Annotated in this window: 27 protein-coding genes and 2 tRNA genes; 11 read left to right on the forward strand and 18 right to left on the reverse strand. The window is 61.4% G+C overall.

From position 1 onward, the window contains the following. Positions 1–12: 12 nt before the first annotated feature. From ASE64_RS11540 to ASE64_RS11555, 4 genes are all read right to left on the reverse strand, one after another. Complete coding sequence (locus ASE64_RS11540) at positions 13–735, reverse strand: DedA family protein (protein WP_055780510.1); 723 nt, start codon at positions 733–735, stop codon at positions 13–15. 119 nt (positions 736–854) lie between these two features. Then, positions 855–936 (reverse strand) — tRNA-Leu (locus ASE64_RS11545). Positions 937–967: 31 nt separating this feature from the next. Beyond that, complete coding sequence (locus tag ASE64_RS11550) at positions 968–1,636, reverse strand: response regulator transcription factor (RefSeq protein ID WP_055780512.1); 669 nt, start codon at positions 1,634–1,636, stop codon at positions 968–970. Beyond that, complete coding sequence (locus tag ASE64_RS11555; protein ID WP_162234564.1) at positions 1,633–2,916, reverse strand: sensor histidine kinase; 1,284 nt, start codon at positions 2,914–2,916, stop codon at positions 1,633–1,635. Before ASE64_RS11555 ends, ASE64_RS11550 begins: the two co-directional genes overlap by 4 nt. A 192-nt stretch (positions 2,917–3,108) precedes the next feature. Here ASE64_RS11555 and ASE64_RS11560 point away from each other — a divergent pair, with 192 nt between their 5' ends. From ASE64_RS11560 to ASE64_RS17470, 7 genes are all read left to right on the forward strand, one after another. Continuing rightward, on the forward strand, positions 3,109–3,804 hold the full coding sequence (locus ASE64_RS11560) for an ABC transporter ATP-binding protein (RefSeq protein ID WP_055781927.1): 696 nt from the start codon (positions 3,109–3,111) through the stop codon (positions 3,802–3,804). Continuing rightward, complete coding sequence (locus ASE64_RS11565) at positions 3,801–5,090, forward strand: ABC transporter permease (RefSeq protein ID WP_055780518.1); 1,290 nt, start codon at positions 3,801–3,803, stop codon at positions 5,088–5,090. The genes ASE64_RS11560 and ASE64_RS11565 overlap by 4 nt, the downstream gene beginning before the upstream one ends. 93 nt (positions 5,091–5,183) lie before the next feature. After that, positions 5,184–6,437 (forward strand): CpaF family protein, encoded by a 1,254-nt coding sequence (locus ASE64_RS11570; RefSeq protein ID WP_055780520.1) that lies wholly within the window; start codon positions 5,184–5,186, stop codon positions 6,435–6,437. A gap of 140 nt (positions 6,438–6,577) precedes the next feature. Then, positions 6,578–7,291 (forward strand): type II secretion system F family protein, encoded by a 714-nt coding sequence (locus ASE64_RS11575; RefSeq protein WP_235480602.1) that lies wholly within the window; start codon positions 6,578–6,580, stop codon positions 7,289–7,291. Continuing rightward, positions 7,288–8,226, forward strand: coding sequence for a type II secretion system F family protein (locus ASE64_RS11580; RefSeq protein WP_055781929.1), 939 nt, complete (start codon positions 7,288–7,290; stop codon positions 8,224–8,226). Before ASE64_RS11575 ends, ASE64_RS11580 begins: the two co-directional genes overlap by 4 nt. 251 nt (positions 8,227–8,477) lie before the next feature. Continuing rightward, positions 8,478–9,341, forward strand: coding sequence for a hypothetical protein (locus ASE64_RS11585; protein ID WP_055780526.1), 864 nt, complete (start codon positions 8,478–8,480; stop codon positions 9,339–9,341). 233 nt (positions 9,342–9,574) lie between these two features. Continuing rightward, positions 9,575–11,110, forward strand: coding sequence for a hypothetical protein (locus tag ASE64_RS17470; RefSeq protein ID WP_156351833.1), 1,536 nt, complete (start codon positions 9,575–9,577; stop codon positions 11,108–11,110). 705 nt (positions 11,111–11,815) lie between these two features. Here the strand turns inward: ASE64_RS17470 and ASE64_RS11595 are convergent. After that, complete coding sequence (locus tag ASE64_RS11595; RefSeq protein WP_082466209.1) at positions 11,816–12,580, reverse strand: DUF4145 domain-containing protein; 765 nt, start codon at positions 12,578–12,580, stop codon at positions 11,816–11,818. Positions 12,581–12,662: 82 nt separating this feature from the next. After that, on the reverse strand, positions 12,663–13,226 hold the full coding sequence (locus tag ASE64_RS11600) for a hypothetical protein (protein WP_055780535.1): 564 nt from the start codon (positions 13,224–13,226) through the stop codon (positions 12,663–12,665). Between the two features lie 939 nt (positions 13,227–14,165). On the opposite strand from ASE64_RS11600, the gene ASE64_RS17475 reads away from it, so the two are divergent. Then, on the forward strand, positions 14,166–14,510 hold the full coding sequence (locus ASE64_RS17475; protein WP_156351835.1) for a hypothetical protein: 345 nt from the start codon (positions 14,166–14,168) through the stop codon (positions 14,508–14,510). Positions 14,511–15,246: 736 nt separating this feature from the next. Beyond that, a complete protein-coding gene (locus ASE64_RS17480; protein WP_156351837.1) occupies positions 15,247–16,227 on the forward strand; it encodes a hypothetical protein in 981 nt (326 codons plus the stop codon). A gap of 67 nt (positions 16,228–16,294) precedes the next feature. Here the strand turns inward: ASE64_RS17480 and ASE64_RS11610 are convergent, their stop codons facing one another. From ASE64_RS11610 to ASE64_RS11665, 12 genes are all read right to left on the reverse strand, one after another. After that, a complete protein-coding gene (locus tag ASE64_RS11610; RefSeq protein ID WP_156351840.1) occupies positions 16,295–16,987 on the reverse strand; it encodes a hypothetical protein in 693 nt (230 codons plus the stop codon). A gap of 104 nt (positions 16,988–17,091) precedes the next feature. Beyond that, complete coding sequence (locus tag ASE64_RS11615; protein WP_055780545.1) at positions 17,092–17,358, reverse strand: hypothetical protein; 267 nt, start codon at positions 17,356–17,358, stop codon at positions 17,092–17,094. Beyond that, the gene (locus ASE64_RS11620; RefSeq protein ID WP_055780548.1) at positions 17,358–17,894 is read right to left on the reverse strand and encodes a hypothetical protein; all 537 of its coding nucleotides are present in this window, start codon (positions 17,892–17,894) and stop codon (positions 17,358–17,360) included. Before ASE64_RS11620 ends, ASE64_RS11615 begins: the two co-directional genes overlap by 1 nt. 10 nt (positions 17,895–17,904) lie before the next feature. Further along, the gene (locus ASE64_RS11625) at positions 17,905–18,321 is read right to left on the reverse strand and encodes a helix-turn-helix domain-containing protein (RefSeq protein WP_156351843.1); all 417 of its coding nucleotides are present in this window, start codon (positions 18,319–18,321) and stop codon (positions 17,905–17,907) included. Next, complete coding sequence (locus tag ASE64_RS11630; protein ID WP_055780555.1) at positions 18,314–18,514, reverse strand: WhiB family transcriptional regulator; 201 nt, start codon at positions 18,512–18,514, stop codon at positions 18,314–18,316. Before ASE64_RS11630 ends, ASE64_RS11625 begins: the two co-directional genes overlap by 8 nt. 241 nt (positions 18,515–18,755) lie before the next feature. Further along, on the reverse strand, positions 18,756–19,895 hold the full coding sequence (locus tag ASE64_RS11635; RefSeq protein ID WP_055780558.1) for an AAA family ATPase: 1,140 nt from the start codon (positions 19,893–19,895) through the stop codon (positions 18,756–18,758). Further along, positions 19,892–20,302, reverse strand: coding sequence for a hypothetical protein (locus ASE64_RS11640; RefSeq protein WP_156351849.1), 411 nt, complete (start codon positions 20,300–20,302; stop codon positions 19,892–19,894). Before ASE64_RS11640 ends, ASE64_RS11635 begins: the two co-directional genes overlap by 4 nt. Next, positions 20,299–20,565 carry a hypothetical protein gene (locus ASE64_RS11645; RefSeq protein WP_055780567.1) on the reverse strand — a complete coding sequence of 89 codons (267 nt, stop codon included), beginning with the start codon at positions 20,563–20,565 and terminating at the stop codon, positions 20,299–20,301. Before ASE64_RS11645 ends, ASE64_RS11640 begins: the two co-directional genes overlap by 4 nt. Before the next feature lie 295 nt (positions 20,566–20,860). After that, positions 20,861–21,142: a hypothetical protein gene (locus ASE64_RS11650; RefSeq protein WP_055780570.1), complete on the reverse strand. Its 282-nt coding sequence runs from the start codon at positions 21,140–21,142 to the stop codon at positions 20,861–20,863. Between the two features lie 188 nt (positions 21,143–21,330). Continuing rightward, positions 21,331–21,404, reverse strand: a tRNA-Arg gene (locus tag ASE64_RS11655). A 36-nt stretch (positions 21,405–21,440) separates the two neighbouring features. After that, complete coding sequence (locus tag ASE64_RS11660; protein WP_055780573.1) at positions 21,441–22,040, reverse strand: hypothetical protein; 600 nt, start codon at positions 22,038–22,040, stop codon at positions 21,441–21,443. 87 nt (positions 22,041–22,127) lie between these two features. Next, complete coding sequence (locus ASE64_RS11665) at positions 22,128–23,513, reverse strand: recombinase family protein (RefSeq protein ID WP_162234565.1); 1,386 nt, start codon at positions 23,511–23,513, stop codon at positions 22,128–22,130. Positions 23,514–23,634: 121 nt separating this feature from the next. On the opposite strand from ASE64_RS11665, the gene ASE64_RS11675 reads away from it, so the two are divergent. Continuing rightward, positions 23,635–24,048 (forward strand): TadE family protein, encoded by a 414-nt coding sequence (locus ASE64_RS11675; RefSeq protein WP_200920217.1) that lies wholly within the window; start codon positions 23,635–23,637, stop codon positions 24,046–24,048. Continuing rightward, positions 24,038–24,466, forward strand: coding sequence for a hypothetical protein (locus ASE64_RS17485; protein ID WP_235480603.1), 429 nt, complete (start codon positions 24,038–24,040; stop codon positions 24,464–24,466). The genes ASE64_RS11675 and ASE64_RS17485 overlap by 11 nt, the downstream gene beginning before the upstream one ends. Positions 24,467–24,492: the final 26 nt, after the last annotated feature.

A 24,492-nucleotide genomic window follows, 5' to 3' on the forward strand; every position in this document is an offset into this window, starting at 1 on the left:
GGTGCGAGCTTCCTAAGCCTCCGGCTTGTGGTCGAAGACGTCGGGGTCGAGTGCCAGATCTGCTTGAGCCTGGGCAGCCCCCGCAGCGTTGGCCTTTCGAGCCTTCATCGTCGACTGCACGTAGTGCCAGATCGTGGGGATGAGCGTCGCCGCGACTGCGGCGAGCAGGATGATGTCGATGTAGCTGGTGACGAAGTCCTTCACCGGGGGGATGTTCCCGATGAGGTATCCGATGAATGTCACACCCGCACCCCAGATGACGGCGCCGATGAGGTTGTACAGCGAGTACTTGCGGTAGTTCATGTGTCCGATGCCGGCGGCGATCGGAGCGAACGTGCGCACGATGGGAACGAAGCGGGCGAGGATGACGGCGAATGCGCCGTATTTCGTGAAGAACGCGTTGGTTCGCTCGACGTTTTTGATACTGAAGAGGCCGGACTCCTTGCGCTCGAAGAGGCGCGGTCCAAACTTGTGACCGATGAGGTACCCCACCTCGCCACCCGCGAAGGCGGCAAAGCCGATGGCCAGACACACCCACCAGATGTCGACGCCGATGCCCGGGCTGAAGGCGAGAACGCCGGTGATGATCAGCAGAGTATCGCCGGGGAAGAGGAATCCGATGAGGAGTCCCGTCTCAGCGAAGATGATCAGACAGACGCCGATCAAGGCGAACGGCCCGAAGCTCTGGATGAGCGTCTCAGGATCAAGCCAGGGAATGAGGGCGGCGTGTGTCATCTGGGCTCCAGTCGTCGGCGGGTCGAGTCAAGGCCGGTCGGCGGCGGACAAGTGTGCGATCTGCGGTGCATCAAGAGTACCCCCGCCGAGGCCCGGGATACGTGGACGACAGCGGGGAGTACGGGAGAAGGGACTTGAACCCTCACGCTCGAAAGCACAGGAACCTAAATCCTGCGTGTCTACCAATTCCACCACTCCCGCAGAGCAGAACCAGTGTACCGGCAGGGGCTGGTCAGCTTCGCCCCGGAACAAGCAGGCCGGACTCGTAGGCGATGATCACGAGTTGGGCGCGATCATGCACGCCGAGCTTCGACATCATGCGGTTGACGTGGGTCTTCGCCGTCTGCGGCGAGATCACGAGCCCGGCGGCGATCTCGCCGTTCGACAAGCCCGATCCGACGAGAAGCAGAATCTCCCGCTCACGCTCCGTCAAGAGGGCCAGCTCGTCGGGAACACGCTGCGGCGAGGCGTCCGCAGGCGACAGGTAGCGATCGATGAGGGCTCTGGTCGCCTTCGGAGACAGCAGCGCCTCGCCGTCGTTGACCGTCCTGATCGCCGCCATAAGCGCATCCGCCTCGGTGCCTTTGCCGAGGAACCCGCTGGCGCCCGCCCGCAGCGCCCGCAGCACGTACTCGTCGTCTTCGAAGGTGGTGAGGATCACGATGCGCGTCCCTGCGAGCAGGGGGTCGGCGCAGATCGCCTCGGTCGCCTGCAGTCCGTCCATTACGGGCATCCGGATGTCCATGAGCACGATGTCGGGACGGGTCGCGCGAACGACGTCGACGGCCTCCCGACCGTTCGCCGCCTCGCCCACGATGGTGAAGCCCTCCTCGTGGGAGACGAGTTCGGAGACGGCGGTGCGGATGAGCGCCTGGTCGTCGGCGAGAACGACGGAGATCATGTGTGCCTATTCGGGTCGGGGACGGCCTGCTCGCTGCCGCGCGGATCGTGATGAGGAGCGTCGAGGGGAAGATGCGCCACGAAGCGGTGCACGGGCCCCGGGCCGAACGACGTCTCGAGCGTTCCTCCCACCGACGACAGACGCTCGCGAACCCCCGCGAGTCCGTGACCGCTCTCCACGACGGTCCTGTCGTCGCTCCGGGGCCGGGTCACGTTGGTGACCGTGATCCCGAGGCCGTCGTCGCCGTAGTCGAGTTGCACGAGGGCGGTGCCGTCGCCGCCGTGCTTGTGGGCGTTCGTCAGGCCCTCCTGCAGAACGCGGTGCGCGACGATGTCGCGCAGGGAGTCGAGCTCGACCGGGGTGCCGACCGTCCTCTGCTCCACGGTGAGCCCGGCCTTCGAGAACTCGTCGAAGAGGCGCGGAAGCTCGGATAGTCCGGGCGTAGGAGCCATCACCGCCGAGCTCCCGCTGTCGGCCGAGCGGAGCACGGTCAGGAGGCTCCCGATCTCACCGAGCACGGTGCGCGCCGCCTCGCGCACGGTGGTGAGGGAGCGTTCCGCGTCATCCGGTCTCGTGCGGAGGGCCTTCGAGGCCGAGGCGGCGTGCAGGTTGATCACGGCGATCTGGTGGGCCATGACGTCGTGCAGATCGCGGGCGATGGCGAGCCGCTCCTCGGTCACCCGCCTCTCGGCCTCGGATTCCCGCGTCTCCTCTGCTCGTCGTGCCCGCTCGGTGATGGCCTGAATGAAAGCGCGCCCGTTGTACTGGGCCACGCCACCCGTAGCAGCGAGGCCGACGAGGGCGACGAGCAGTATGAGCGATTCGACGCCGCGCGACTCGGGCGGGGGAGCGAGCAGCAACACGCTGCCGGTGGCCACGACTGCGGCACCGGCCACGATGAGCGCCGGGGTTCGGCCCTGGCGTGATCCGACACCGAAGACGGTGGTCATCAGTGTGATGATCGACGCGACGACCGGACCGGGACCGATCAGCGCCAGGCTCGACAGCAGAACTGCCGCGCAGGCCGCCGCGATCGCGACCGCCGCCGTGCTGCGGGGGTACCGCGTGCGCAGCACCAGGGCGGCGACCAGAACGAGCGCCACCACGACAGACAGCGCCAGCACCTCGGTCGTGGTGCCGCCGGCAGCGGCTCTGCTGCGGGATGCGACGACGACGGGAACGCAGACGACGATGATCGCGAGGGCCGAGGGGATCCAGCGCAGCCGCACAGGCAGGGGCGACTCGAAGGGCACGGGGAACGCTCGAGAACCGGATCTCACGGGCGCACCTTCTTCCTGTCGTGATCCCTGTCGTGGGCTCGCTGTCGTCCAGTCTCGCAGCACGCTCGAGCCGCGCGCGTCCCACGTTCGTGGTAGCCGAAGATGCCGTGCCGGGGTGACGACGGGCATCCGATGTGCAGCGAGTCTGGAGTGATCGTGCACATCGCACGAGCAGACAGCTCAGGAGCATCCATGCCGGTTCCGGTTCTCGCGGCGCGAGACGTCAAGAAGTCCTACGGTCGAGGCGCAGCCCGCTTCGACGCGCTGAAGGGGGTATCGCTCGATATCGACGAGGGCGAGTCCATCTCGATCGTCGGCAAGAGCGGCTCGGGCAAGTCCACTCTGATGCACCTGCTGGCGCTGCTCGACAAGCCGTCGACCGGCGCCGTCGAGCTGAGCGGTCGTGACGCGGGAGCTCTCGGCGGTCGGACCCTCAACCGCACGCGCAACCAGACCTTCGGGTTCGTCTTCCAGCAGTTCTTCCTCACCCCCAACACCTCGGTGCTCGACAACGTGACGCTGCCGCTGCGCATCGCCGGGGTCGGCGGTTCGGAAAGACGGCGGCGTGGAATGGAGGCGCTCGAGCGGCTCGAGCTCGCCGACAAGGCGAAGAACAAGGCCACCGATCTCTCGGGCGGCCAGAAGCAGCGCGTGGTCATCGCTCGCGCCCTGGTGAACGAACCGCGCGTGATCTTCGCCGACGAGCCGACAGGCAACCTCGACACGGCCACGGGCGCGGTGGTCGAAGACATCCTCTTCGATCTCAACCGGCGCACGGGGATCACGCTGATCGTGGTGACCCACGACGAGGACCTGGCGGCGAAGACCGACCGCAGCGTCTTCATCCGCGACGGCCTCATCGTCGACCGGAACGGAGCGACGGCATGAGCGGCCTCGATCTGATCCGTTCGGCGATCAGCAACACGTTCCGCAGCAAGACCCGAACGACCCTCACGGTGCTGGCCATCTTCATCGGAGCCTTCACGCTGGCACTGACGAGCGGGGTGGGGACGGGCATCAATCGCTACATCGACACGACCGTCTCCTCGATCGGCGCAGACGATGTGATGACGGTCACGAAGACCGTGGAGGACACCACGTCGGGGCCGGCGAAGTACGAGCCCGACACCACCAACGTCGAGAGCGCGACCGGCAGGCCCGGGTCGACGGTCGAGGCCATCACGGCGGCGGAACTCGGCGACATTCGGGCGGTGAAGGGCGTCGACTCCGTCGATCCCGTACTCACGGCCCGACCGAACTACGTGGAATACGACGGCGGCACCCCGTACCAGGCGGCGATCGGCGGCTTCGTGTCGGGCATGAGCCTCGACCTGGCCGCGGGCTCGGAGCCGTCGAGCGACGGAAAAGCCTTCGAGGTCGCCCTGCCCGTGTCGTACGTCGAGCCCCTGGGCTTCTCGAGCGATTCGGATGCCGTGGGCAAGACGGTGACGTTCGGCGTCACAGACCAGACGGGCGCGTCGAGCACCATCGATGCCACCGTCTCCGGCGTCGCCGAGGCAGGTCTGCTCGGGAGTTCGAGCCTCACCGCCAATGACGCGCTCACAACGGCGCTGTACGACGCCCAATCGGTCGGTCTGAGCAGCTCGACGAAAGACAGTTATGCGTCGGTCAGTGTGCGCTTCGATCCGTCGTCCTCGGATGCGCAGGTGTCGACGATCAAGAGCGACCTCAAGGCGCTCGGCTACGACGCCACCACGGTGGAGGATCAGATCGGGTCGTTCAAGACGGTCATCGACGCGATCGTGCTGGTGCTGAACGGTTTCGCGGTGATCGCGTTGATCGCGGCGGGCTTCGGCATCGTGAACACCCTTCTGATGAGCGTGCAGGAGCGCACGCGGGAGATCGGACTCATGAAGGCGATGGGCATGGGCGGCGGCCGGGTGTTCGGCCTCTTCAGCCTGGAGGCCGTGTTCATCGGATTCCTCGGAAGCGCCATCGGAGCGGCCGGGGCGATCCTCGCTGGAACAGCGTTGAACGGGGTGTTGGCGAACGGCCTGCTGTCGGCTCTTCCGGGGCTCACCCTGATCGCCTTCGATCCCGCGTCGATCGCGGTGATCATCCTCGTGGTGATGGGCATCGCGTTCCTGGCCGGCACGATTCCGGCGCTGCGTGCGGCCCGTCAGGATCCGATCGAGTCGCTGCGCTACGAATAGTTCGCTCGCCTGTTCGTCGAAGCCCTGTGGATAACTTCCGCGGGGCTTCGGCGTTTCGGTGCATCATGTCGGTCGAGGACGATCGACAGGAGGATGCGTGTGGCGAACGCCGTGCAGCTGATCACCGAACGTGTGCGTGACCGCGTGCGCCGCGAGGGTGTCGATCTGGCGTCAGACGAGAGCCTCGCAAGGCAGTTCGTCGACGACGAGGTTCGGCGGTACACCGAGCGAGCCCTGGGCGGCGGCTCTCCGTTGTTGGCCGACGAGACGCTCGCGACCCGCGAGGTCGTGGCCTCGCTGACCGGCTTCGGTGCGTTGCAGCCGCTCCTCGACGACCCCAGCATCGAGGAGATCTGGATCAACGGCCCCAACCGAGTGTTCGTGGCCAAGAACGGCGTCTCGGAGCGCTCGAGCGTGGTGCTGTCGGATCTCGAGGTGAGAGAGCTCGTCGAGCGCATGCTGCAGAGTTCGGGCCGACGCGTCGATCTGAGTTCTCCCTTCGTCGACGCCTCCCTTCCCGATGGCAGCCGACTGCACGTCGTGATCCCCGACGTCACCCGAGCGCACCTGGCGGTGAACATCAGAAAATTCACCCGGCGCATCCGCGATCTGCACCAGCTCGTCGGCCTGGGCGCACTCACCCAGCAATCCGCCGAGTTCCTGCGCATGTGCGTGCTCGCGCAGCAGAACATCCTGGTGTCGGGCGCGACGCAGAGCGGCAAGACCACCCTGCTCAATGCCCTGCTCTCTGTCGCCCGGCCGAGTGATCGCATCGTCACCGTCGAGGAGACCTTCGAACTCGATCTCACTGCGCGCGACGTGGTCGCGATGCAATGCCGTCAGGCCAGCCTCGAGGGAACGGGTGAGATCACTTTGCGGCGCCTCATCAAAGAAGCACTGAGAATGCGCCCTGACCGCATCGTGGTCGGCGAGGTGCGCGAGGCGGAGAGTCTCGATCTGCTCATCGCGCTGAACTCCGGCTTGCCCGGAGCGTGCAGCATCCACGCCAACAGCGCCCGGGACGCGCTGGTGAAGCTCTGCACACTGCCCCTGCTCGCCGGTCGCAACATCGATGCCGCCTTCGTGACACCCACGGTGGCGTCGTGCATCGACATCGTCGTGCACTGCGAGATGGATAAGCGTGGCGCGCGTCGGATCGTCGAGATCCTCGCGCCGAGCGGCCAGGTCTCGGGCTCGCCGGGCCAGGGCGGAGTCATCGAGGCCAGCACGATTTTCGCTCTCGAGGGCCGCGACCTCGTCGCGACCGGGGGATACCCGACGAAGACGGCGAAATTCCGGGCCGCCGGTCTCGAACCATCGATCGTGCTCGGCCGGGGCGACCGATGAGCACGGTGTTCGGACTCATTCTGGGTCTGGGCCTCGTATTGTGCGCGGCCCCTGCCCTCTGGCCCGCACCGACGGAGCCTGTGGTGAAGGGACGCGTCAGTCGTCTTCGTTCCCTACTCGATCGTGCAGGACTCGAGAGAATGCCCGTTTCGGTGTTCATCACGGCAAGCGCGTGCCTGGGACTGGTCGCCTCCGCGGTTGCGGAGGCCTCTCTCGCCGTACTCGCACTCGATGCCGCCGCCCTTGTGGTCGGGGCGCTTCTGCCGATCTCCGTGGTGCGCCACCGCGGCCGAGCTCGTCGCCTTGCGAGTCACACTTACTGGCCGGATGCCGTCGACCACCTCGTGTCGGCCGTTCGCAGCGGCGTCGCCCTGCCCGACAGCGTGAGTACTCTCGCGCACGCGGGGCCCGTCTCCAGCCGCGCGGCCTTTGCCGAGTACGAAGCGCTGTACCGAACGACGGGTAACTTCGGTGTGAGTCTCGACGCGCTCAAGGCGCGGCTCGCAGACCCGACGGCCGACCGCATCCTCGAGACGCTGCGCATGTCGAGAGAGGTCGGTGGCACCGACCTCACAAGGGTGCTGCGGAGTCTCTCGGGCTATCTGCGAGAAGACGCGGCGATACGCAGCGAAGTGGAAGCCCGGCAGTCCTGGGTCATGAATGCGGCTCGGTTGGGGGTGGCGGCACCGTGGATCGTTCTGCTGCTGTTGTCGACACGTCCTGAGGCCGCTGCCGCCTACAACAGCGCCGGGGGAGTGACGCTCATCGTGGGAGGCCTCGTCCTCAGCGTCATCGCGTACCGCGTGATGTTGGTCATTGCGCGGATCCCAGAAGAACGTCGGTGGTTCGCATGAGCGCGACCGTGGCCTGGGCGATGCTCTTCGGAGTCGTTCTCGGCGTCGGCCTCTGGTCGCTGGTGAGCCTGACCCCGCGATTGTCGAGACCGTCGTTGGCCGAACGTACCGCGCCCTATCTGGTCGACGTCTCGGCGGGAGCCCGCGAATTCTTGACGAAGCGTTCCAGCGACCCGCTTCCAGTCTTCGGTGTGCTCCTGTCGCCTCTCGCCCGGGTCGCCATCGACATGCTCAGTGGAATCCTGGGAGGTACGGAACAGATCGAGCGTCGTCTGGCGCAGTCCCGGTCGGAGCTCTCCGTCGAGCACTTCCGCTCGCAACAACTCGTCTACGGTGTGGCCGGAGCGACCGTCGGCGCGGTCCTCGTCGCCGTCTCGTCACCCACGACGACGATGCCGATGGCCACTCAGCTGGCCATCCCGATCGTGCTCGGTGCAGTGGGCATCGCCGCACGCGATCTGGTGTTGCGGAGGGCAGCAAGAAAGCGCATCGCCCGCATCGACAGCGAGCTTCCCACGGTGCTCGAGTTCCTGACGCTCAGCCTCTCGGCCGGCGAGACGGTACTCGACGGGCTGCGACGCGTGGCTCGTGTCTCGAGCGGAGAGCTGGCTCGCGAATTCGCCGTCGTGGTCACCGAGGTGAACTCGGGTGTCGGTCTCGTCGCGGCACTCGAGTCGCGGGCCGGTGCGTTGGCCCTGCCCGCCTTCACTCGCTGCGTCGAACAGATGACGGGTGCTCTCGAGCGGGGAACCCCACTGTCCGACGTGCTGCGGGCCCAGGCTCAGGATTCCCGCGAAGACACCAAGCGCGCCCTGCTCGAGTCGGCGGGCAAGAAAGAGGTCACGATGCTCGTGCCCCTCGTCTTCCTCATCCTCCCGACCACCGTGCTCTTCGCCGTGTGGCCTGGCATCGTCGTGCTGCAGACGGGTTTCTGATGCCGAGCCACTCGTCCCTCCGTCTGCTCCCTGAACGCCCCATCCTCCGATTCCGCTGAAAAGAGAGAAACATGATTTCGATACCCACTCGACTCGCCCGGCGCCTGCGCGACGATCAGGGCGACGTGCCCGGCTGGGTGCTCATCACACTCATGACGGCCGGTCTCGCAACCCGATATGCAAAAGAGTAATAAATCGGGATCAGTGCCGGGTCATTCTTCTCCTACCAACCCAACCACCAGGAGAACACAATGACCGCCCAACCATCACAGTCCACGACTCCAATCGTCCACGAGGTGACTCACGAGTTCGTGGAACTCACCCCTGAACTCGCAGAGATGTGGCTTGGTCACAATCTAGGCAACCGACACCTGCGCCGGCAGAAGGTTCAGCAGTACGCCCAAGACATGCGCTCCGGCAACTGGCAGACATCAGGACAGTCGATCCAGTTCGATTGGGAGGGTCGGCTGATCGACGGCCAGCACCGGTGCGAGGCGGTCATTGAATCGGGAGTGACAGTCCGTGTGCTCGTCGTCAGGGGCTTGGATCCGCGCTCGCGGGAGGTAATCGACACCGGAGCCAAACGGACAGGAGGAGACGGCCTACGCTTCGCCGGGTTCACGCAGGACCCAACCGTGCTCGCGGCTGTGGCTCGCATCGCGGACGCTCGAGAAAGCGGGTATCTGAAGACTGCGATGGCCACCAGCATCCCAACCCTCTCGAACTCCGACATCATCGCGTGGGCCGAGCTCAATCCCGATGTCGGCAGCGCAATCCTTCTCGCTCGTCGTACAGGGAAGAGCATCAACATTCAACCCTCGGTCTGGGCATATTGCCTCTACGAGCTCGAGAAGGTTGGGGCCAACGCCGCAGTCGAGTTCGCTGAGTCGATCGCGGACATGCGCCTCGACGGCAAAGGAGACCCACGCCGCGTGCTCCTCGACATTTTCCATCGAGCAGCAACAGGGCAGCGTCGTAAGCCGGGAATCGCTGAGGCGATCTACATTGTGTTCCGCGCCTGGAACGCGTGGGCTTCGGGCGTAACCCTCAATCAGATCGTGCCCGGCAAGTCGAACACTGAAGGTAACGAGATCCCAAAACTCATTTCGAAGTGACTGAAACGGGAGATAGCGAACGTCCACAATGTCAGTGCCAGCCGTCATGGGACGCGGAGTGTCAAGTAGTGCCCATGCTGAGGATTATTTCGATGGACACCCTGCTTTTGCGGGGGCCATAGTGGGATCTGTCAACAGCCCATCTTCGTGAAGCGGCTCCTCCGGGGGGCGACCGCAGCTTCTCCGCGAAGCACACGATAGCCGCTAGAACCAAATCAAGGGGACCAATAAAGATGCATACTGTCGCGCCCGAAAACGGCGCAAAATCAGTGAAACAAAACTTCCTTTCCAGGGTGTTCCGCGGCGTCTTAGTTGTTGCTGTCGTCGCGCTCCTGGCGACGGTTGTGACACCAAGTCCGCAATCGGCCTCAGCAGAAGTCACGGTGTCCGGCGACCCTCAGCAGCTGGCCCAAACCCTTGTCGGTTTCAAAGACGCCGGAGTCCTCACGTTCGCTTGCTCGCTCGATGGACCCGGGCAGGTGGCTTGCGTGGGTGGTAACGATGCTGCATATCAAAAGTCGATTGTCCCGCTGGCAGAGACGGGGTCGGTAACGCCCAACTGCGCCGTCGATGTGCGCATCCTTCAGTTGATGGTCCTAACCGTCCAAAATTTCGGTTCGATGCGCGTCAACGAACTGAATCGTCCATGCATCGGTTCCTCCCTGAACTGTCCGAGCTCGGTGCACTGTTCGGACCCGGCCAAGGCAATCGATATCGGATTGGTCGGCGGCCAGTCAGTGGGCAACTCTGGTGCCAGAACCCACGAGTTACTGAACTTCCTCGACGGAGTTGTGCCGTCAAACACGGTTGCGGGTCAGGTCGGATGTCATCCTTCGTGGCCCCTCTCCAATATCGCCTACATAGCCGACAGTTGCGGTCATCAGCACATTGATTTCTCGCGAACGAGTGCTCCGATGAGAGTCACGACGTCCGGACCAACAGCCCTACCCGGAGGAACCGTTATACAGGCGGTGGCTTCCCCGACGACCGGATGGCAGACCTTGCCTACGAGCCAATCCGTCAGTAGCGGACAGATTTCGACCGTGAACATGGGAGGGAACTGGCCTCAGATTTGGGTCAATGAAGGCGGCAACCTCGTAGAGATCTGGGGAGACTCCGCCGGCTGGCATAAAGTCCCGACCGGAATCCAGATCAACGCAGCATCAACTATTTCAGCAATCCGTGTCGCGAACGAGCCGAACGCTCGTATCTACATCAACGAAGGCGGCACACTGCTCGAGGCGTATGGCGACTCGACGGGGTGGCATGTCGGAAACACCGGCCTTCAGATTGGAACGGGACAGATCTCGGCCACCTATCTTTCAGGCGGCTGGGGTCGAATCATGGTCAACGAGAACGGCGTTCTGATGGAGGTGTCCGCCGACAATAATGGCTGGCACAAGGGGAACACCGGCGTGCAGATCGGCAACGCGTATATCAGTGCCGTGAACATGGGAAACAACCGCCTACAGATCATGGCGAACGACGGCGGAACCCTGTTCCAGATCTCGCCATATGGCGGAGCTTGGCACAAAGACAGCACTGGTCTCAGCATCGGGTCCGGCTACATCAGCGCGGTCAACATGGATGGAACCTGGCCGCAGGTCGCAATCAACGGCGGTGGAACGCTCTTGTTCGCGGTCGGAACCAGTTCGGGATGGGTTCTGCAGAGCACAGGCAAGCAGATCGGCCCCGGCCTCGTTCCTGCCGTGAACATGCGCCCTGGCGTCACGACGAACAATTGGCCGTCCGTGATCACCCTTCAGTAAGCGCTCGCCTAGAAAGGGGGTGGGCACGAGTGTGGCGTGCCCACCCCTTCAACCTTCAAATCACACACGTGTAATAACAAAGCTTTTCAACCTCATCTCAGCAGTGGCAGTCGCCCATAAGCTACCGCTTGATGAATCCGTTCGGGCTTTCTGCTAGCGCCCGCGCCCGAAGTCGGGCCTCTGCTCCTCCTGATGCGGTAGCTGCGATCAGGTCAACCGCATTCCACTCCATCCACAAGACTGCTTGTCGATTGGTGACAAACCAGCCGCACCAAAGTCGGTCGCTGACCTTCGCGTGGGCGGTGTACACCGAGAAGCGCTTCTCGCCATCGAATTCAGGCAGCTTCTCCCGTAGATACGCGAACGGCGGCTTGTCACCGTAGTGGACGGCTGACGTCCATCTATCGATAACGGAGAGAGTAGGTCGTGCCATGATGCGGGGGACGTTACTACCAACCACCGACGAGCCCAGGGTGGGGACACCTCAGGCCGCTACAGGTCGCGGCTCCGAGGTAAGGCCGTTTTCACACACAGAGCGTCTACCTCAGCGCTGAGACCCCATCGAAGGCGTGAGAGACCCACCGGGACGCCCCCGGGTACCCCTCCGTACCGCCCCTCCGGGTGTAGGCGATATACATTTTGGGCTGTTTTTCCACACGACAAATACGCGGACGCTCAAGGCCTGGGAATATTCGTTCGGTCTCTTTAGGTTGTTTTGACCTTCCCTTTAGTCCTATTTATGGCTCGAACCTTTGAAAGTAATTGAGCATCACTTTTGTCGTACAGCGACTTGAGCGCCAGTTCGAGTATCTCCGCCCCGACAAGTACCTCAGCAACGGTCAATTTGTCATCATGAGATCCGCTATTTCCGATCCACTTGACTGCCTCGAGAGCCTCCGCGATCTTCGGTTCCTTCGCCGCATACTCCCTAATTCGAGTGTGAAGATTCAGGCGGTTGCGTTTGCCCGTCGTCGCCTTGATGCTTGTCCGGCGAACTCTCTTAGCTGTCAGAAGATCCTCAACGGCCTGTCTGAGTTGGTTCGCCGCCAAACTGGGACTGATCCAGATGGCGGATGATGCCGTTGATATTGCGCTCTTCACCTCATCCGGCGCGCGATCTGGAACCGCTATTAGACGCAAGGGCGGATGTACTTGGCGAATCTTGTACATCGCGCCAAACTGGCCGTATTTTGGGTCGCCTTCATTTATCCAGTAACGCCAGTCGCCCAGCATCGCCACTCGCTGAAGGCAGCGTGCGTTATCGCAAAGTAGGTTCCCGGAGTAGGTCCCCTGGAGTTCATCAGGAGCTCCGCCGTTGTTCGCGATTTCTATTACACGCTTCGATTCCTGGTCGGGGTAGGTTTCGAAATTCTCGAATCCGAGGGAGCCCACATTGCACGTGGGACAAGCCACGCGAGGCCAATCATGAACGTCTAACCAGCCATTGAGACTGGAGATTTTATGCGGCATACCAGGACTTTACTGCTACCGCTCGACGCGACGAGAGCACGTTTGCAATCTCCTGGACGGTATGCCAAATGACTGAGGCTATCTACTGCTTCGAATCGACGTTGTTTTCTTCTGAAAAATGCAATTCGCCACGTTGAAGAATCGGCATCAAGATTGTTTCGCCGAAAACTCGAGCGGACAAGCTCGCTATGCATTCCCTTACATAAGGAATAAGCGCCATGATTGCGACCTCGTTCGCGAACTCAAGCTGAGCTTCTTGGGTTAGAGCAACTGGATACGGGGCGGCGTAGTTGATGGCCACGTCAACATCCAGGCGCCCGATATTCGTGCTTAGGTGCACGTCAAGCCGTGTCCCGATCTCGGAACCTTCGGCCCTGAGGCGTAGGGCATAGCTAGGAGAGATGCTCTCAAAGTCCAAAGAGTCACCGTGTTGCTCTTCATCGAGTTCAGCGTTGACCTTGAACCAATTTACGCCGTCGATCTTGATTGTGACATCGCGCAATAACTCGCCAGCGGACTCGACGACACGAGGTGCGTTCTCGGTCATGCTGCAGGCCGCACTTCGCGCCAACCGGTCCGGTTGCTTGTCGGTCGACGAGACGCCACAGGTTTCGATGTACCCGTGGTTAAAGTCCCAGGAATCCATCCCTGCGCTCGTATGGCGCGCTGACGGGCGAACGCACCATTGAACGTCTCAGCGATGTCAACAGGAATAGGAGTTCCCGAGTAGAACTCGTCGATCTCGAGGGCGTTACTTCGCGCCCAACTGTATACGTCTGCCCATGCCCATACCTTCGAATCCCCGATTGTCGTGTAAAGGTTGGGGAAGTCGCTTCTGCGCTCTCCGTTCGACCAAAGGCGCACTGCTTGCCGGGTGGCATTAAGGCGTTCCGCAACGTCAGATATGCCGACCAAATCCAGGTCCACCCGGGTAATCGCACCGTTTATGCTTCGCACGTCGTCATAGATTCGATCTAGCGCGTCGGTAGGGGAGGCGGCGTCTATTTCGACGTCTAGCGTCGTGCGGCCGTTGGAACTGCTGACGAGAACGTCGTAGGAAAGGCAGTCCAAGCCAGCGCTTTGAAACTCGTTATCTTGGTCTATTCCAGAAACCACGAGAGTGAATGCGTACATACGATCTCCAACCGTTATCCCGACATTAACACGTGCTGTTGTCAGATGACAACACGTGTATACTCACCATTTATTTCGTGTTGGTCGATATCCATGAGTGCATCGCCGTGCGACAGTCCAGAGCTTGCGGCCAGTGTTATTGCCTGTCCCATTCACGCTCATCCGACAGCCGTCAGTCGACCGCTCGCCGCACATGAGGTAGCCCACGGGATGCGAGTGACCGCCCTTGGACTCTTGGTACGTCCAGCCGAATTCGTCGACCAGAACAGCTACGCACTTTCGCGTATCCGTACCTTTTGGCAGACCACCCAACGAGAACCACTCCATCTGTATAGATACACCAGTGTAGTTTCTGGGTGCGACGCTGAGACAAAGCGGTCCGCGAGACGGTTGGGACTCCGGGTCTCGACAATTTCGACCTCGAGCTGTCCGAGTCGCTAGCATCAGGCTCATGACTCCTCTATCAGCCGAGTTCAAGCGAATTCTCATGGGCCTATCAGTTGTGGCATTTGCTCTCGCGGTAGCAGCGGCGGCTTTTGCCATTGGAAATGCGTTGACGAATCCGACGTTCGCAGCGACACCTCTAGCTGCCGTGCCGCTTGCGGCTGAGATGGGATTTCTCCTGCTTCGACCACCGTCGCCCAAGAAGTTGATTGCGTCAGTGGCCGTTTCCGGCATTGGTGCGGTGGTCTTTATAGTTGGATTCTTCTTCCCGGAGATGAACGTGGCGTTCGCGATCGGAACGCTTGCCGCATGGGCTCTGTCAACAGCAATTTCGCGTTCCGCCGACCGCTGAGACCGGACGTTTCCCTCCGAGCCCTTAGCTCATCACGTTCGGGCAGAAGGCGTCCAAGGGATCGTCGCACAATAGACTCCGGTAATAGGCCTCCGCTTGAGAGGCTTACGGCAAAGGAGCCGTAATGAAAGTAGATGCGTACCATTCAACGAATGACGATGATCCTGATGTTTGTCACGATCAGGATCACTGCCCGTCTGGCAGCCAAATCCCCGCGAAGTACTTCGCTTCGGGAACCGGCAATTTTCGTCGCTGCATGAGCTGCGTGGGTATGGGCTAGCGCTAGGAATGGGGGCACGACTTTCACGTCGTGCCCCCTTGGCTAGCTAATCAGCGAGCTCTCCCCGTACTGAGCGTTGTTACACGGTGGCGGGTAGCAGAAGCAATCTGATCCTGCATAACCATCTGAAACGGAACCCCATCCATGGTCGCGATCAGAGTGGTTCCTGCAAGAGAGATCGTCGGAGAGACGTTGATGTCGCCGCCCGCTGGGACGAGTGCACCCATTCCAGACTGCGCGGACACCAGCGAACCGACGCCCACTGAGCCTGCCTAAGCTGGCGTACATCGAGTCCTTAGTTGATCACATTCAGCAGCTCGCGGTATTGAGATGCGTACGGCTCCCGAATGACTTCCTCGGCGGTTGATGGTCCTACCGGATCTGGTTCGAGTTCGATGCGTCTGAGGAGTCCGGGGCATTCGCTCTTGACGAGCTTTCCACTATCGTGATGAAACGATGACAAGCAACCACGACAGGTTCCTTCAAGTAGTTGGTACCGCTAAGGCGCTTATCAGCGCAGACAACGCGATTGATCTCGAAATCAAGCAAAGCGCGCTTGATGCCCTGGATCGAGTCGGGCAACTCGATCGCGTTCGAGATAACGTGCCTATTACCTCCTCCGTTGAACGGTATCTCGATGGCTATTTTGGTGAACTGGCCGACCACGTGGATCACGCAATGGAAATTCTCGCCGGAACAAATAGTCGGGAGGTAAGCAACAATCTCGAATCCTGGTTCCATGGCCTGGATCGGAAGACGTTGAATGCAGCCGTTGATGTACAAGCTGACCTTGAGGGTGATTCCAACAAGATCGGCGTGGTTTACTTCGAAGCAATATCCCTATTGCGGTCACTAATTGCGGAATTGAAAATCGCTGAGAGAGTTGACCAGTTTCGCAAGCAAACTAATCGCATTACGAGTCAAGTGCAGGTATCTGCGGATGACGCACAAGCTGCCGCGAAGCTCGCGCAGGTAGCTGCTGGATCTGCAGGTGAGGCCAGTTTGTCCCTGTATTTCGAAACCTACGCGAAGCAGCAGCTTCGATCGTCCGTGTGGTTCCGTGCTGCGACAATTGCCACGATCGGCGTGGCCATCGCCGTTGCAGCAAATATTCCTCATGGCAAGAGTGAAGACCCAGTGGCTGCCGTTTATCGGATAGCAATCGTGGCCGGCGTGGCTGGACTGGCGACATATTTCGGCCGCCAATCAGGCCACTACCGACGTCTAGGCACGTGGGCCAAAGGGCTGCAAATCCAACTTCAATCCTTTCCCGCCTTTATGGCAACGATCTCGGATGAAAATACAAGGAATCTTATTCATGAGGCGTTTGCTAAGAGGGTGCTCGGTTCTCCACCCGAGGCTAACTCGTCGGGTGACACATCGGCCGAGGTCCTGACGCAGCCCTTGATAGATGCCCTGGTGCGAAGAGCGACTTGATCCGACCATTGGTTTCGTCCTGTAACCATTTCGAGATCCACCAGCCCACTCGACATTCGTCAATGGGCTATGGGTTGACAACGTAAAAGTCTGAGCGGCCTGGCTGATCGATGATGGCTACTTCTTCTATCTCGTCACCGGGATCGAGGATGTACTCGTCCCAGTCCTCGACCAACACGTGCGCGATCTTGCTGTTCGGCAAAAGATGGCGACGGTGCTGGATGGTCGCATACAACTGTCGAGGCTGAGCGATTTTGTATATCCGGTCACCGATCTCGCGGTTGCCCCAAGTTGTTAGAGCAACCTCGAGCGAGTTAGCCCACGACCAGCGGTCTTTACGCTCCTCGTGGGTCCCTCGGTAAATGGGGCCGGGAAGGTGTGGCGCAACGGGCTCTCGCCGAACCTCGAGCGCCCACGACAACACACCCGGTCGGATCTCTCTCGCATGAAGAGTGCTACGGGTGTACCCAGCCTGCACGAAAGCATCGTGCCAGGTCTCCCGTGGCCACCTATCCAATGGAGCACCACCGAAAACACCGGGTTCGGTGGTGACGCCTGTTGCACGTGACCACGATGGCGGGTCACCACCGTCCCGCTGGTACTGCTGCAGCCATTCACCGATGATCATCTCCGCCCGCTTCTGCTGATTCGCTCGACGCCACGTTCGCGTGTGGGCAGGGAACTCATCGAAAGCACGGTCACGAGGGATCTCGGACAGGGGTTGAACGGTCATTTTGGCCTCAATTCGGGTGGCAAGCACCCTGGATTTCTTGGAAAAAAAATAACGGGGAGGGATTCTGTCTAACCTCGGAGCCCTCAAGGGAAGGCCCGAAGGTGGACCTCCCCCTGGGGTTCTGCTCGGCATCACGCACTCATCGCCGATCGGGTGCGACTCATTGCGGCGAGGTCGCGTTCCGGGTCGTAGTCGTTAGCGAATCCGCCTTCGATGGTGAGGCTGATCTGAGTTGCTGGGTTGACGTAGAGAGTGTGGTCTCGGCTGATCACGATCGGCCCACCGCGCCGAGCTCGAGCACCCGCAGCGAGGAACAGCGTCCGTGCCTCGTCTTCGGGTAGCTCCACTGTGATGGTGCCGATCGTGACAGTGCCCGATGCAGTCGGTAGTGCCGACATCACATGACGCCGTAGATCACTGCGCGCTGCATTGACGGACCCTCGAACTCTTCGACCTGCTGAAGATCCGATAGCTTCTCCGCCGTGTTCGGGTACTCGGCGCTGTATGCGCGAGTAACGCTCTTCCACCCAGAGGTCACCGCCTTGAGCAGGACAGCGGACGAGAGTGACTGATCGCCGGATACTTCGGCGCGGTTGAGGAGGGTGATTGCCTCTTCCGGGTCGGCCAGCCGGTCTGCCCTATCTTGTGCGTCACGGAATGCGATCACATGAGACGGGTCTGATGTGGTGCTTCCAAACAGCTCGCGGGTGAGTCTGTCTTTCGTGTCGCGGACGTACTGCATCTCCTGAGCTTTGAGTGCTGCGAGGGATGACTTGATGCTCTCCTTCTCTCTGGCGATCTGTTCGCGCTTCCCGCTATCGCTGAGGTTGCCGTCGTTCTCGATGGCTCGGGTTTGCGATGTAAGGCGGTCCTGCAGTTCTTCGGCCTTTGCTCGGTAGCCGGTGACTGCGTTGGTGAGGTTGGTAAGTGCCATGATTCTTCTCCTATGCCGTTCGTGCGGCTTTGTGGTGTGCGATGTCTTCTCGTGAGAGCTGCCAGCGTCCGTTTATTTCCTGTGCTGGGAGGCGTCCTTCTTGGATGGCGAGCCTCACTCCTCGACTCGTGATTCCGAGGATGGTTGCGGCCTGCGCGGTGCCGACCCACTTCGATCTTTGTTCGGCTTCCGGTTCGGGCGCTTCGGGGCTTCCTGTAGCGGAAGCGCGCCAGGACATGGCCGCGTGTTGAAGCGCGATGAGCACGGCAGCAAACTCGGGGTCGACGCCTCGAGCTCTGGTGCGTAGCTCCTGCAGGTTGGAGTGCCTGACGAGCAGTGAGGCGATCCTGGCGGGAACGATGGTGACGTCTCCGTGCAGAAACCGGTTGGGCTGCATGGTGCCTTCATGAGCGCGAGGGTCATTCATCGTTCGCCCCCTTGCTGTTCGAGGCGTAGCGCTTGCCAGCCCACACCCCACCCTTGGGCCGTTCTGCCTCCGCGTAGTCACGGCAGAGGTCGAACAGGGGGCAGGCGCGACAGATGTACGAGAGGGTGTGCGCCGGCTGATCGTCGAGAATGAATCGGCCATCGTTCTGGCACTCTGGGTCGGTCTCGAGCATCGAGTTCGTAAGTCGCTCATACGCTACGGTTGCGCGGCTCATTTGGCTGCCCGCGTCCTGTAGTCGTGCATGACCGCCCAGATCTCGTTTGCTGCTGCGTCTAGTTCCTCAAGGAGTTCAGCGGGTATCGGTTCCCATCCGTGTCGATGTGTCCATAGACCTATCTCCCTGTCGTTGTAGGTGACCGTGACTCCGTGCGCCGCAGCTTCAGCGATCAGTACTAACGCGTTCTCGATCGGGTTCACGATGTGGCCTCTGTTTCTGTCGCTTCTTCCTTCAGGGGGAGTGTTGGTTGTGTTGGGGTGTTGGTTGTGGATCCCTCGAAACCAACAGAACCAACGGAACCAACAGGGGTGTAGAGGCCTCTTGTTGGTTTGTCGAGTCGGCCCGCTTCATAGGCGCGAGACAGATATACCTGTGCACTCTTGTCGTCCATGCCGAGCAGCGTGGCGAGAGCGTGGGGTTTCAATCCCTCCGGGTGTTCGCTGACCTTCGCGATAACCTCGGCCATACGATCGCCCACGCCGTTCGATGCCTTTGCGGATTGCGCTGCTCGAGATGCATCCTCGAGACTGCTGCCGTCGAGCTCCCAGGCGCCTGTCTCTGTCTGGGTGAGCGAATATTCTCCCTCCGCTGCGTCTCGGGACGTAACCTGCAAGGTGGCTCGCTTGTCGTGCCTGTCGCGCTTCAGTACCAAGATGGTGTCCGCTGCGCCCGCAATGCCCTGTGTGCCGCTCACCGCATCCAGGAAGTCGCCTCCCTCGGCTTTGCGCGTGTGATGGACGATGACCAGGCTCGATCCCGGTACCGCGTCACTGGTGGCCTTGAGTGCCGACAGGACGGAGTAGTCGTGCCCGTACTGGTTGCCGTTGCCAGCGGGCGGCATCACCTTTCCGAGGGTGTCGAGTATGACAACAGGGTCAAGTCCCGCGTACTTGTTCATGTAGTCACGGATGACTGGAATCACTCTGTTCGACTCGATTGCTGTCATGAACTCGAGGCGGTGAGAGAACTCCTCCGGGTTGAGTCTTAGGAGCCGGTCCTGCAGGCGCCGCGGGCCATCCTCAAGTGCGAGGTAAAGGACTGGCCTCGGCTTGCCCACGGGAAGGCACCCGAACGCAACGCCACCCGAGCTCAAGTCCAAACCGAGTCCGAGAACCATCCACGACTTGCCAATTTTGGGTGCAGCCACGAGAAGCGTCATACCCTCGGGGACGATGCCAGGGACGACGTACTTGGTGGGTGGGTAAACCTGCTGCATGAGCCACGCCGCGTTGAACGTGACAGGTGTCGCCGCTGCGCCACCAAGCCCCTGCTCTTCGGCTTGAAGCTTTGCGTCGTTGTCCAAGTTCGCGTCGTAGACGGTAGGTGTGCCGATCATTTGGCATCACCTGCCACGAGGCGGTTCCAGTAGTCTTCGGACGCTTCGTCCATGCGACGACGGCGTACGTCACCGAGGTCTCGACCGTAGAAAGCAATCTCGTAATACCTATCGCGGTCGGCCTGCGCCTGCTCGAGCTCAGGCTGCAGGGAGCGCCGGCCTTGCTCGTGGGCAACCGTCCACCATGCTGCTAGAGCGGGGGTGAGCTGGTACTGCTCGATGTCCCCGGCGACGAGGCGCCACAGCGTCCGTTCGAGTTCCGAGTCGACGGAGGATCCGATGGCCCATTCGACTTTTCGGGACTTCGCGAATGCCGGCGTTACGATTGAAGTGTTGAGCCCGCCAGCCACAACTTCGTCCGCCCTAGTGTCCGCACTGGGGCGGATTTCTTTTTGCTGCCGGGTCATCGCTCACCTCGCGTGAGGTTGTAGATGGCCGTCTCGCCTGTGGGATCGACGTGGGGCATGAACCAGGCGTCGAAGTCAGGGATGGACGTGGCTCGAGCGTCACGGAGGTACGCACGAACGATGCGTGAGACCTTTGATGCGGAGATCGTGACACCGGCTTCGCCGAACTGCTCATGGACGCGGCGAAGCAACTGCTCGGCAGTTGCTGTGGGAGCTGCCTGTTCGTTGTTCCAGGTGCCCGGGACGACGATGGATTCACTCATGGTCACCTGCAGGGCGCAGGAGGGCAGCGATACGGTCTCGCTGCTCAGGTGTAAGTGGGGGAGCAGCGTTGACGACGCGCTCTATGTAGTCCTCGATTCGGGCCACGCGCAGATTTGTGCGGGCTTCGACCAGATCGGGATCGTCGGTCTTGCGGGAGCGAGTGAGTGACGCGACTCGTGCGCGTTCTGTTGTCCAGGACAAAGGAAATGCCTCCAAGCAGGGAGAAACTTCCTCTGCTGGGAGGCTGATTGAGGCCAGGAGCTGTATCCGTGAACGGAGCAACGCTCGCTGCGACTACCTCAGGATAGCTGCTAACGCACCCAAGCTGATTTCCGACACGCCAGCGCTCGCGAGCTTGTCGAAGCGGTCGAAGACGGTATCAGCCTTCCTTGCGACGCTCAGACCACAGACTTCGCATTTGAAGCTGTACCGGCTCCGCGAGCCATTGTCGAAGACGAAGGGGTCGGCTTTGTATTGAGCCGTGGTGATGACTTGATCATTCACGAGGCGAGCTCCGGCTGTCTCGGGCAGCTTGGCGACATGTTGGCCATCACGCCAGTAGTCTCGCGAACTCATCCAGCGGGCTTCCTGGGCGCGTCTGAATCGAAGTAGAACGAGGCGATCAGCCAGGGCCTCTCCGAATGAGACTCAGCCGAGCATTGGATCGATATCCAGACTGATCCCGGCTCGAGGTCGTACGGCACGCGCGGGGCGGTAGGTTCCCGGGGGATGTCCTTTGGCATTGGTGTCCTCTCGTGGTCTTGTCCCGATTGAAGGATTCGAACCTTCGGCAAACCGGGTAGAAGCCGGTTTGCTCTGTCCACTGAGCTAAATCGGGGGAGGGGTGTGGATTGTGGCCACACCCCAGGTGGACTCAGGCGGCTGCTACTTCACGCGTTCGCCCCTGCTCATAGGCCTTGAAGAATGCTTCAGTAAAACTTCCGTCGCCGGTCGACAGCACGAGAACCTGCGAGACCTTGAAGCCTTCGACGCCGAGCCAGAGAAGTCTTGCGAACTCCTGAGATACGCCGAGTGCATCTCGTACCTCTTCAAGAGTCTTTTGCGTGCGCACGAACCGGGCCGCGTTGACCTGTCCGATCCCGCCCTTGTTGAGTGCTTTGAGGTTGCTTCGGTACGACCGCATCAGGCTGGCTGCTTTCGTAAAGTACTCAGCCTCGGCCATGAACTCAGAATCATCGGTGATGTCGTTCCAAATCGCTTCGAACTCGATTCGTCCGACGAACTTGCCTTCTTCGAGGGAGATCGTCACATCGAGGTAGCCATCAAGGCTGTCAACGATGACGTCGTGGTTCTCCCATGTCTCGGGCTCATGGTTAGGCTCGTGCCCGCCTTTGAGGCATTCCGGGAATCCGCAGTCAAACGCGAGCGCGACTGCCCGTCGCCGATCCGCCTCGTCTTTCCAGTACTGGTCGGTGAGGTCTGCAGAGGGGTGGGATACGCTGATGTTGTTCATGATGTTCTCCTTCTCGGTGATATTGATGGACGTCGCCCTCGGACTGTGCCAGCAGCACCGGGGGCTTTTTGTATGACTATCAGTGGCCTAGGACAGCCACTCGATAGCTACATCTTCGGGATCAAAAACCCTCGTGTTCTTCTGCTTGCGGATCGTGATCGACGTCAGCGTGCCGATGATGCCTCTGCGCTGGGCCAAAGTCAGTTTCGAATGCCAATGGTCGGCGACGTCTTCCGCCTGGATCAAGTTCACAAGCTTTGAGTCACCGTCAGCGGCTGAGATTTGACGCTGCAATGCATCGATCTGCTTCGTCAGCCCGCCAGACGCCTCTCGAACCGCGGCCATGGTCAGCAGTCCTTCTGCGAGCGCCAGAGCTAGGTCGTCTTTCCTTTGCCGTAGGTCGGCGGACTTGGCAAGCATGGGCTCGATGTCGACCTTGGGCCGGATGAGCTTAGAAGCGTCAGGGAGGCTCAAGCGAGCAATGAGGACGGATTCGACCAGTTCATCCACTCGAGCCTGATTCCGCTGCACACACCAATTCGACGTACATGCGTAGGCGATCTTCGCCGGCTGGGGGATACCGTTCTTGGGTCTTGGGTAGTCGGGTCTTGCCATCATTCGTCCGCCGCACACGCCACACAACGCGATACCAGATAGCAAATACTTGGTCCTGTTCGACCATGTGTGCGGGGTCTTCCTGCGCTGCTTGGCCGATTTGAACTGCTCCCAGTTGTCACGGGTGATCAGCGGCTCCCAATCGCCCTCTGAGACCTCTTCGCCCTTGTAGAGGCGGATTCCTGCATATGCAGGATTGGCGAGTCGAGCTCGCAATTGTGACACCGTCCACGGTCCGCCGTTGGTCGTGGGGATGTTGCGCACATTGAAGTTCTCCGCGATCGCGTAATAGGTTTCGCCCGCCAAATATCGCTTGTAGGCCTCACGGATCACTGCGGCCTCATCTTCGACTACCTGCACGGAGCCATTGACGCGCTCGTACCCGTAGGGGCGGTTGCTGAACTGCCACGATCCAGCTTTGGCCCGTTGCGCGTTTGATGCGACCTGTCGAGCGCCCTTCTGCTCAACCTCGTATCGAGCCGCGTGGCCAAGCATGCCCGCGAGCATCCGACCCGCAGGAGTGGTGAGGTCAAGTTCACCTGCTCGCACGGTCAGAATCCGAAGCGCATTTTTCTCGGCTGTCTCCACGATCTCAACGAGGTCTTTCACTCGCCTGTAGAGACGGTCTGTGTGCCAGACGATAATCGTTTCGACATCGCCGGTCTGGATGAGGGACAGGAGCTTGGTGAACTCGGGTCGAACGCCCTTGGATGCAGACACGTCGTTGTCTACGAACTCGCGAGACACAGTGAGCCCGTGTGCGGCGGCGAGTGCCCTGCACTCGACAAGCTGCCGGTCGACCGCCGTCCCTTGACCGTCCTTGTCGAGCGACTGCCGGGCGTATATCACTGTGCTCATGTCGATTACCCTACTCTTGTGCACCCCGGTCTGGTGATCATCATCTGGGGTCTCGCCGGTCCCGCGCTCAGCCAGGTCTTCGAGCAGGCCATCGATCGCGTGACGGCGTTCTGATCTGCTCATGCAGTCGAAGAGTCGACGGCTCCTGCAGAGACTGCGGCGCGACGACGGGTCGGCGGCCGTCGAGTTCGTCCTCGTGGGCGTGTTGCTGACCGCTCTCACGCTCGGGGTCATCCAGCTGGCTTTCGCCCTGCACGTGCGCAACACGCTCATCGACGCGGCTGCAGAGGGGGCTCGGTTCGCGGCGCTCGCGGGAAACTCGCCCGAAGACGGAGCGGAGCGCACGAGGCAACTCATCACCACTGCGGTGGGCGCCGACTACGCGGCCGGAGTCACCTCGGGGTACACCGAGTACCTCGGGGTTGCCGCTACCGAGGTCACCGTGAGCGCGCCCCTGCCGCTCGCCGGTCCCTTCGGACCTCCGAGATCGTTGGAGGTGACAGGGCATGCGGCTGCGGAGACGCTTGTGGGCTGACGACGGCTCGGCCTCGCTCGAGTTCATCACCGCGGGAATCCTGCTTCTCGTACCGCTCGTCTACCTCGTGAGCGCACTCTCCGTGCTGCAGGGTGCCGCCTTCGCCGCCGAGGGCGCGGCGCGACAGGCTGCTCGTGTGTTCGTGCAGTCACCGACCGTCGAGCAGGGCGCCGCGTCGGCCGAGCAGGCGGCGGCGATCGCCTTCTCCGATTTCGGCATCTCCGCCGGCGTCGCGCCGCTCGAATACTCGTGCCAGCCGGTTCCGGATGCCTGTCTCACGCGGGCGGGTCACGTCACGGTCACGGTGCGCGTGTCGGTTCCTCTTCCTCTGCTCCCGGTGTTTCTGGGCCGCGAGAACTCAGGCGGCATCCCGTTTGTCGCTACCGCGACCCAGACGGTCTCGAGATTCCATTCATGATGCGGCCCAACTGGTGAGGGCGAATG

It is taken from the genome of Agreia sp. Leaf210 (genome assembly GCF_001421485.1).
Classification (GTDB): domain Bacteria; phylum Actinomycetota; class Actinomycetes; order Actinomycetales; family Microbacteriaceae; genus Agreia.

Excerpts from the sequence above, each read along its gene's own strand:
- ASE64_RS11540 (WP_055780510.1), bottom strand. The coding sequence starts at position 735 with ATGACACACGCCGCCCTCATTCCCTGGCTTGATCCTGAGACGCTCATC.
- ASE64_RS11550 (WP_055780512.1), bottom strand. The coding sequence starts at position 1,636 with ATGATCTCCGTCGTTCTCGCCGACGACCAGGCGCTCATCCGCACCGCC.
- ASE64_RS11560 (WP_055781927.1), top strand. The coding sequence starts at position 3,109 with ATGCCGGTTCCGGTTCTCGCGGCGCGAGACGTCAAGAAGTCCTACGGT.
- ASE64_RS11565 (WP_055780518.1), top strand. The coding sequence starts at position 3,801 with ATGAGCGGCCTCGATCTGATCCGTTCGGCGATCAGCAACACGTTCCGC.
- ASE64_RS11570 (WP_055780520.1), top strand. The coding sequence starts at position 5,184 with ATGCGTGTGGCGAACGCCGTGCAGCTGATCACCGAACGTGTGCGTGAC.
- ASE64_RS11575 (WP_235480602.1), top strand. The coding sequence starts at position 6,578 with ATGCCCGTTTCGGTGTTCATCACGGCAAGCGCGTGCCTGGGACTGGTC.
- ASE64_RS11580 (WP_055781929.1), top strand. The coding sequence starts at position 7,288 with ATGAGCGCGACCGTGGCCTGGGCGATGCTCTTCGGAGTCGTTCTCGGC.
- ASE64_RS11585 (WP_055780526.1), top strand. The coding sequence starts at position 8,478 with ATGACCGCCCAACCATCACAGTCCACGACTCCAATCGTCCACGAGGTG.
- ASE64_RS17470 (WP_156351833.1), top strand. The coding sequence starts at position 9,575 with ATGCATACTGTCGCGCCCGAAAACGGCGCAAAATCAGTGAAACAAAAC.
- ASE64_RS11595 (WP_082466209.1), bottom strand. The coding sequence starts at position 12,580 with ATGCCGCATAAAATCTCCAGTCTCAATGGCTGGTTAGACGTTCATGAT.
- ASE64_RS11600 (WP_055780535.1), bottom strand. The coding sequence starts at position 13,226 with ATGGATTCCTGGGACTTTAACCACGGGTACATCGAAACCTGTGGCGTC.
- ASE64_RS17475 (WP_156351835.1), top strand. The coding sequence starts at position 14,166 with ATGACTCCTCTATCAGCCGAGTTCAAGCGAATTCTCATGGGCCTATCA.
- ASE64_RS17480 (WP_156351837.1), top strand. The coding sequence starts at position 15,247 with ATGACAAGCAACCACGACAGGTTCCTTCAAGTAGTTGGTACCGCTAAG.
- ASE64_RS11615 (WP_055780545.1), bottom strand. The coding sequence starts at position 17,358 with ATGTCGGCACTACCGACTGCATCGGGCACTGTCACGATCGGCACCATC.
- ASE64_RS11620 (WP_055780548.1), bottom strand. The coding sequence starts at position 17,894 with ATGGCACTTACCAACCTCACCAACGCAGTCACCGGCTACCGAGCAAAG.
- ASE64_RS11625 (WP_156351843.1), bottom strand. The coding sequence starts at position 18,321 with ATGAATGACCCTCGCGCTCATGAAGGCACCATGCAGCCCAACCGGTTT.
- ASE64_RS11630 (WP_055780555.1), bottom strand. The coding sequence starts at position 18,514 with ATGCTCGAGACCGACCCAGAGTGCCAGAACGATGGCCGATTCATTCTC.
- ASE64_RS11635 (WP_055780558.1), bottom strand. The coding sequence starts at position 19,895 with ATGATCGGCACACCTACCGTCTACGACGCGAACTTGGACAACGACGCA.
- ASE64_RS11640 (WP_156351849.1), bottom strand. The coding sequence starts at position 20,302 with ATGACCCGGCAGCAAAAAGAAATCCGCCCCAGTGCGGACACTAGGGCG.
- ASE64_RS11645 (WP_055780567.1), bottom strand. The coding sequence starts at position 20,565 with ATGAGTGAATCCATCGTCGTCCCGGGCACCTGGAACAACGAACAGGCA.
- ASE64_RS11650 (WP_055780570.1), bottom strand. The coding sequence starts at position 21,142 with ATGAGTTCGCGAGACTACTGGCGTGATGGCCAACATGTCGCCAAGCTG.
- ASE64_RS11660 (WP_055780573.1), bottom strand. The coding sequence starts at position 22,040 with ATGAACAACATCAGCGTATCCCACCCCTCTGCAGACCTCACCGACCAG.
- ASE64_RS11665 (WP_162234565.1), bottom strand. The coding sequence starts at position 23,513 with ATGAGCACAGTGATATACGCCCGGCAGTCGCTCGACAAGGACGGTCAA.
- ASE64_RS11675 (WP_200920217.1), top strand. The coding sequence starts at position 23,635 with ATGCAGTCGAAGAGTCGACGGCTCCTGCAGAGACTGCGGCGCGACGAC.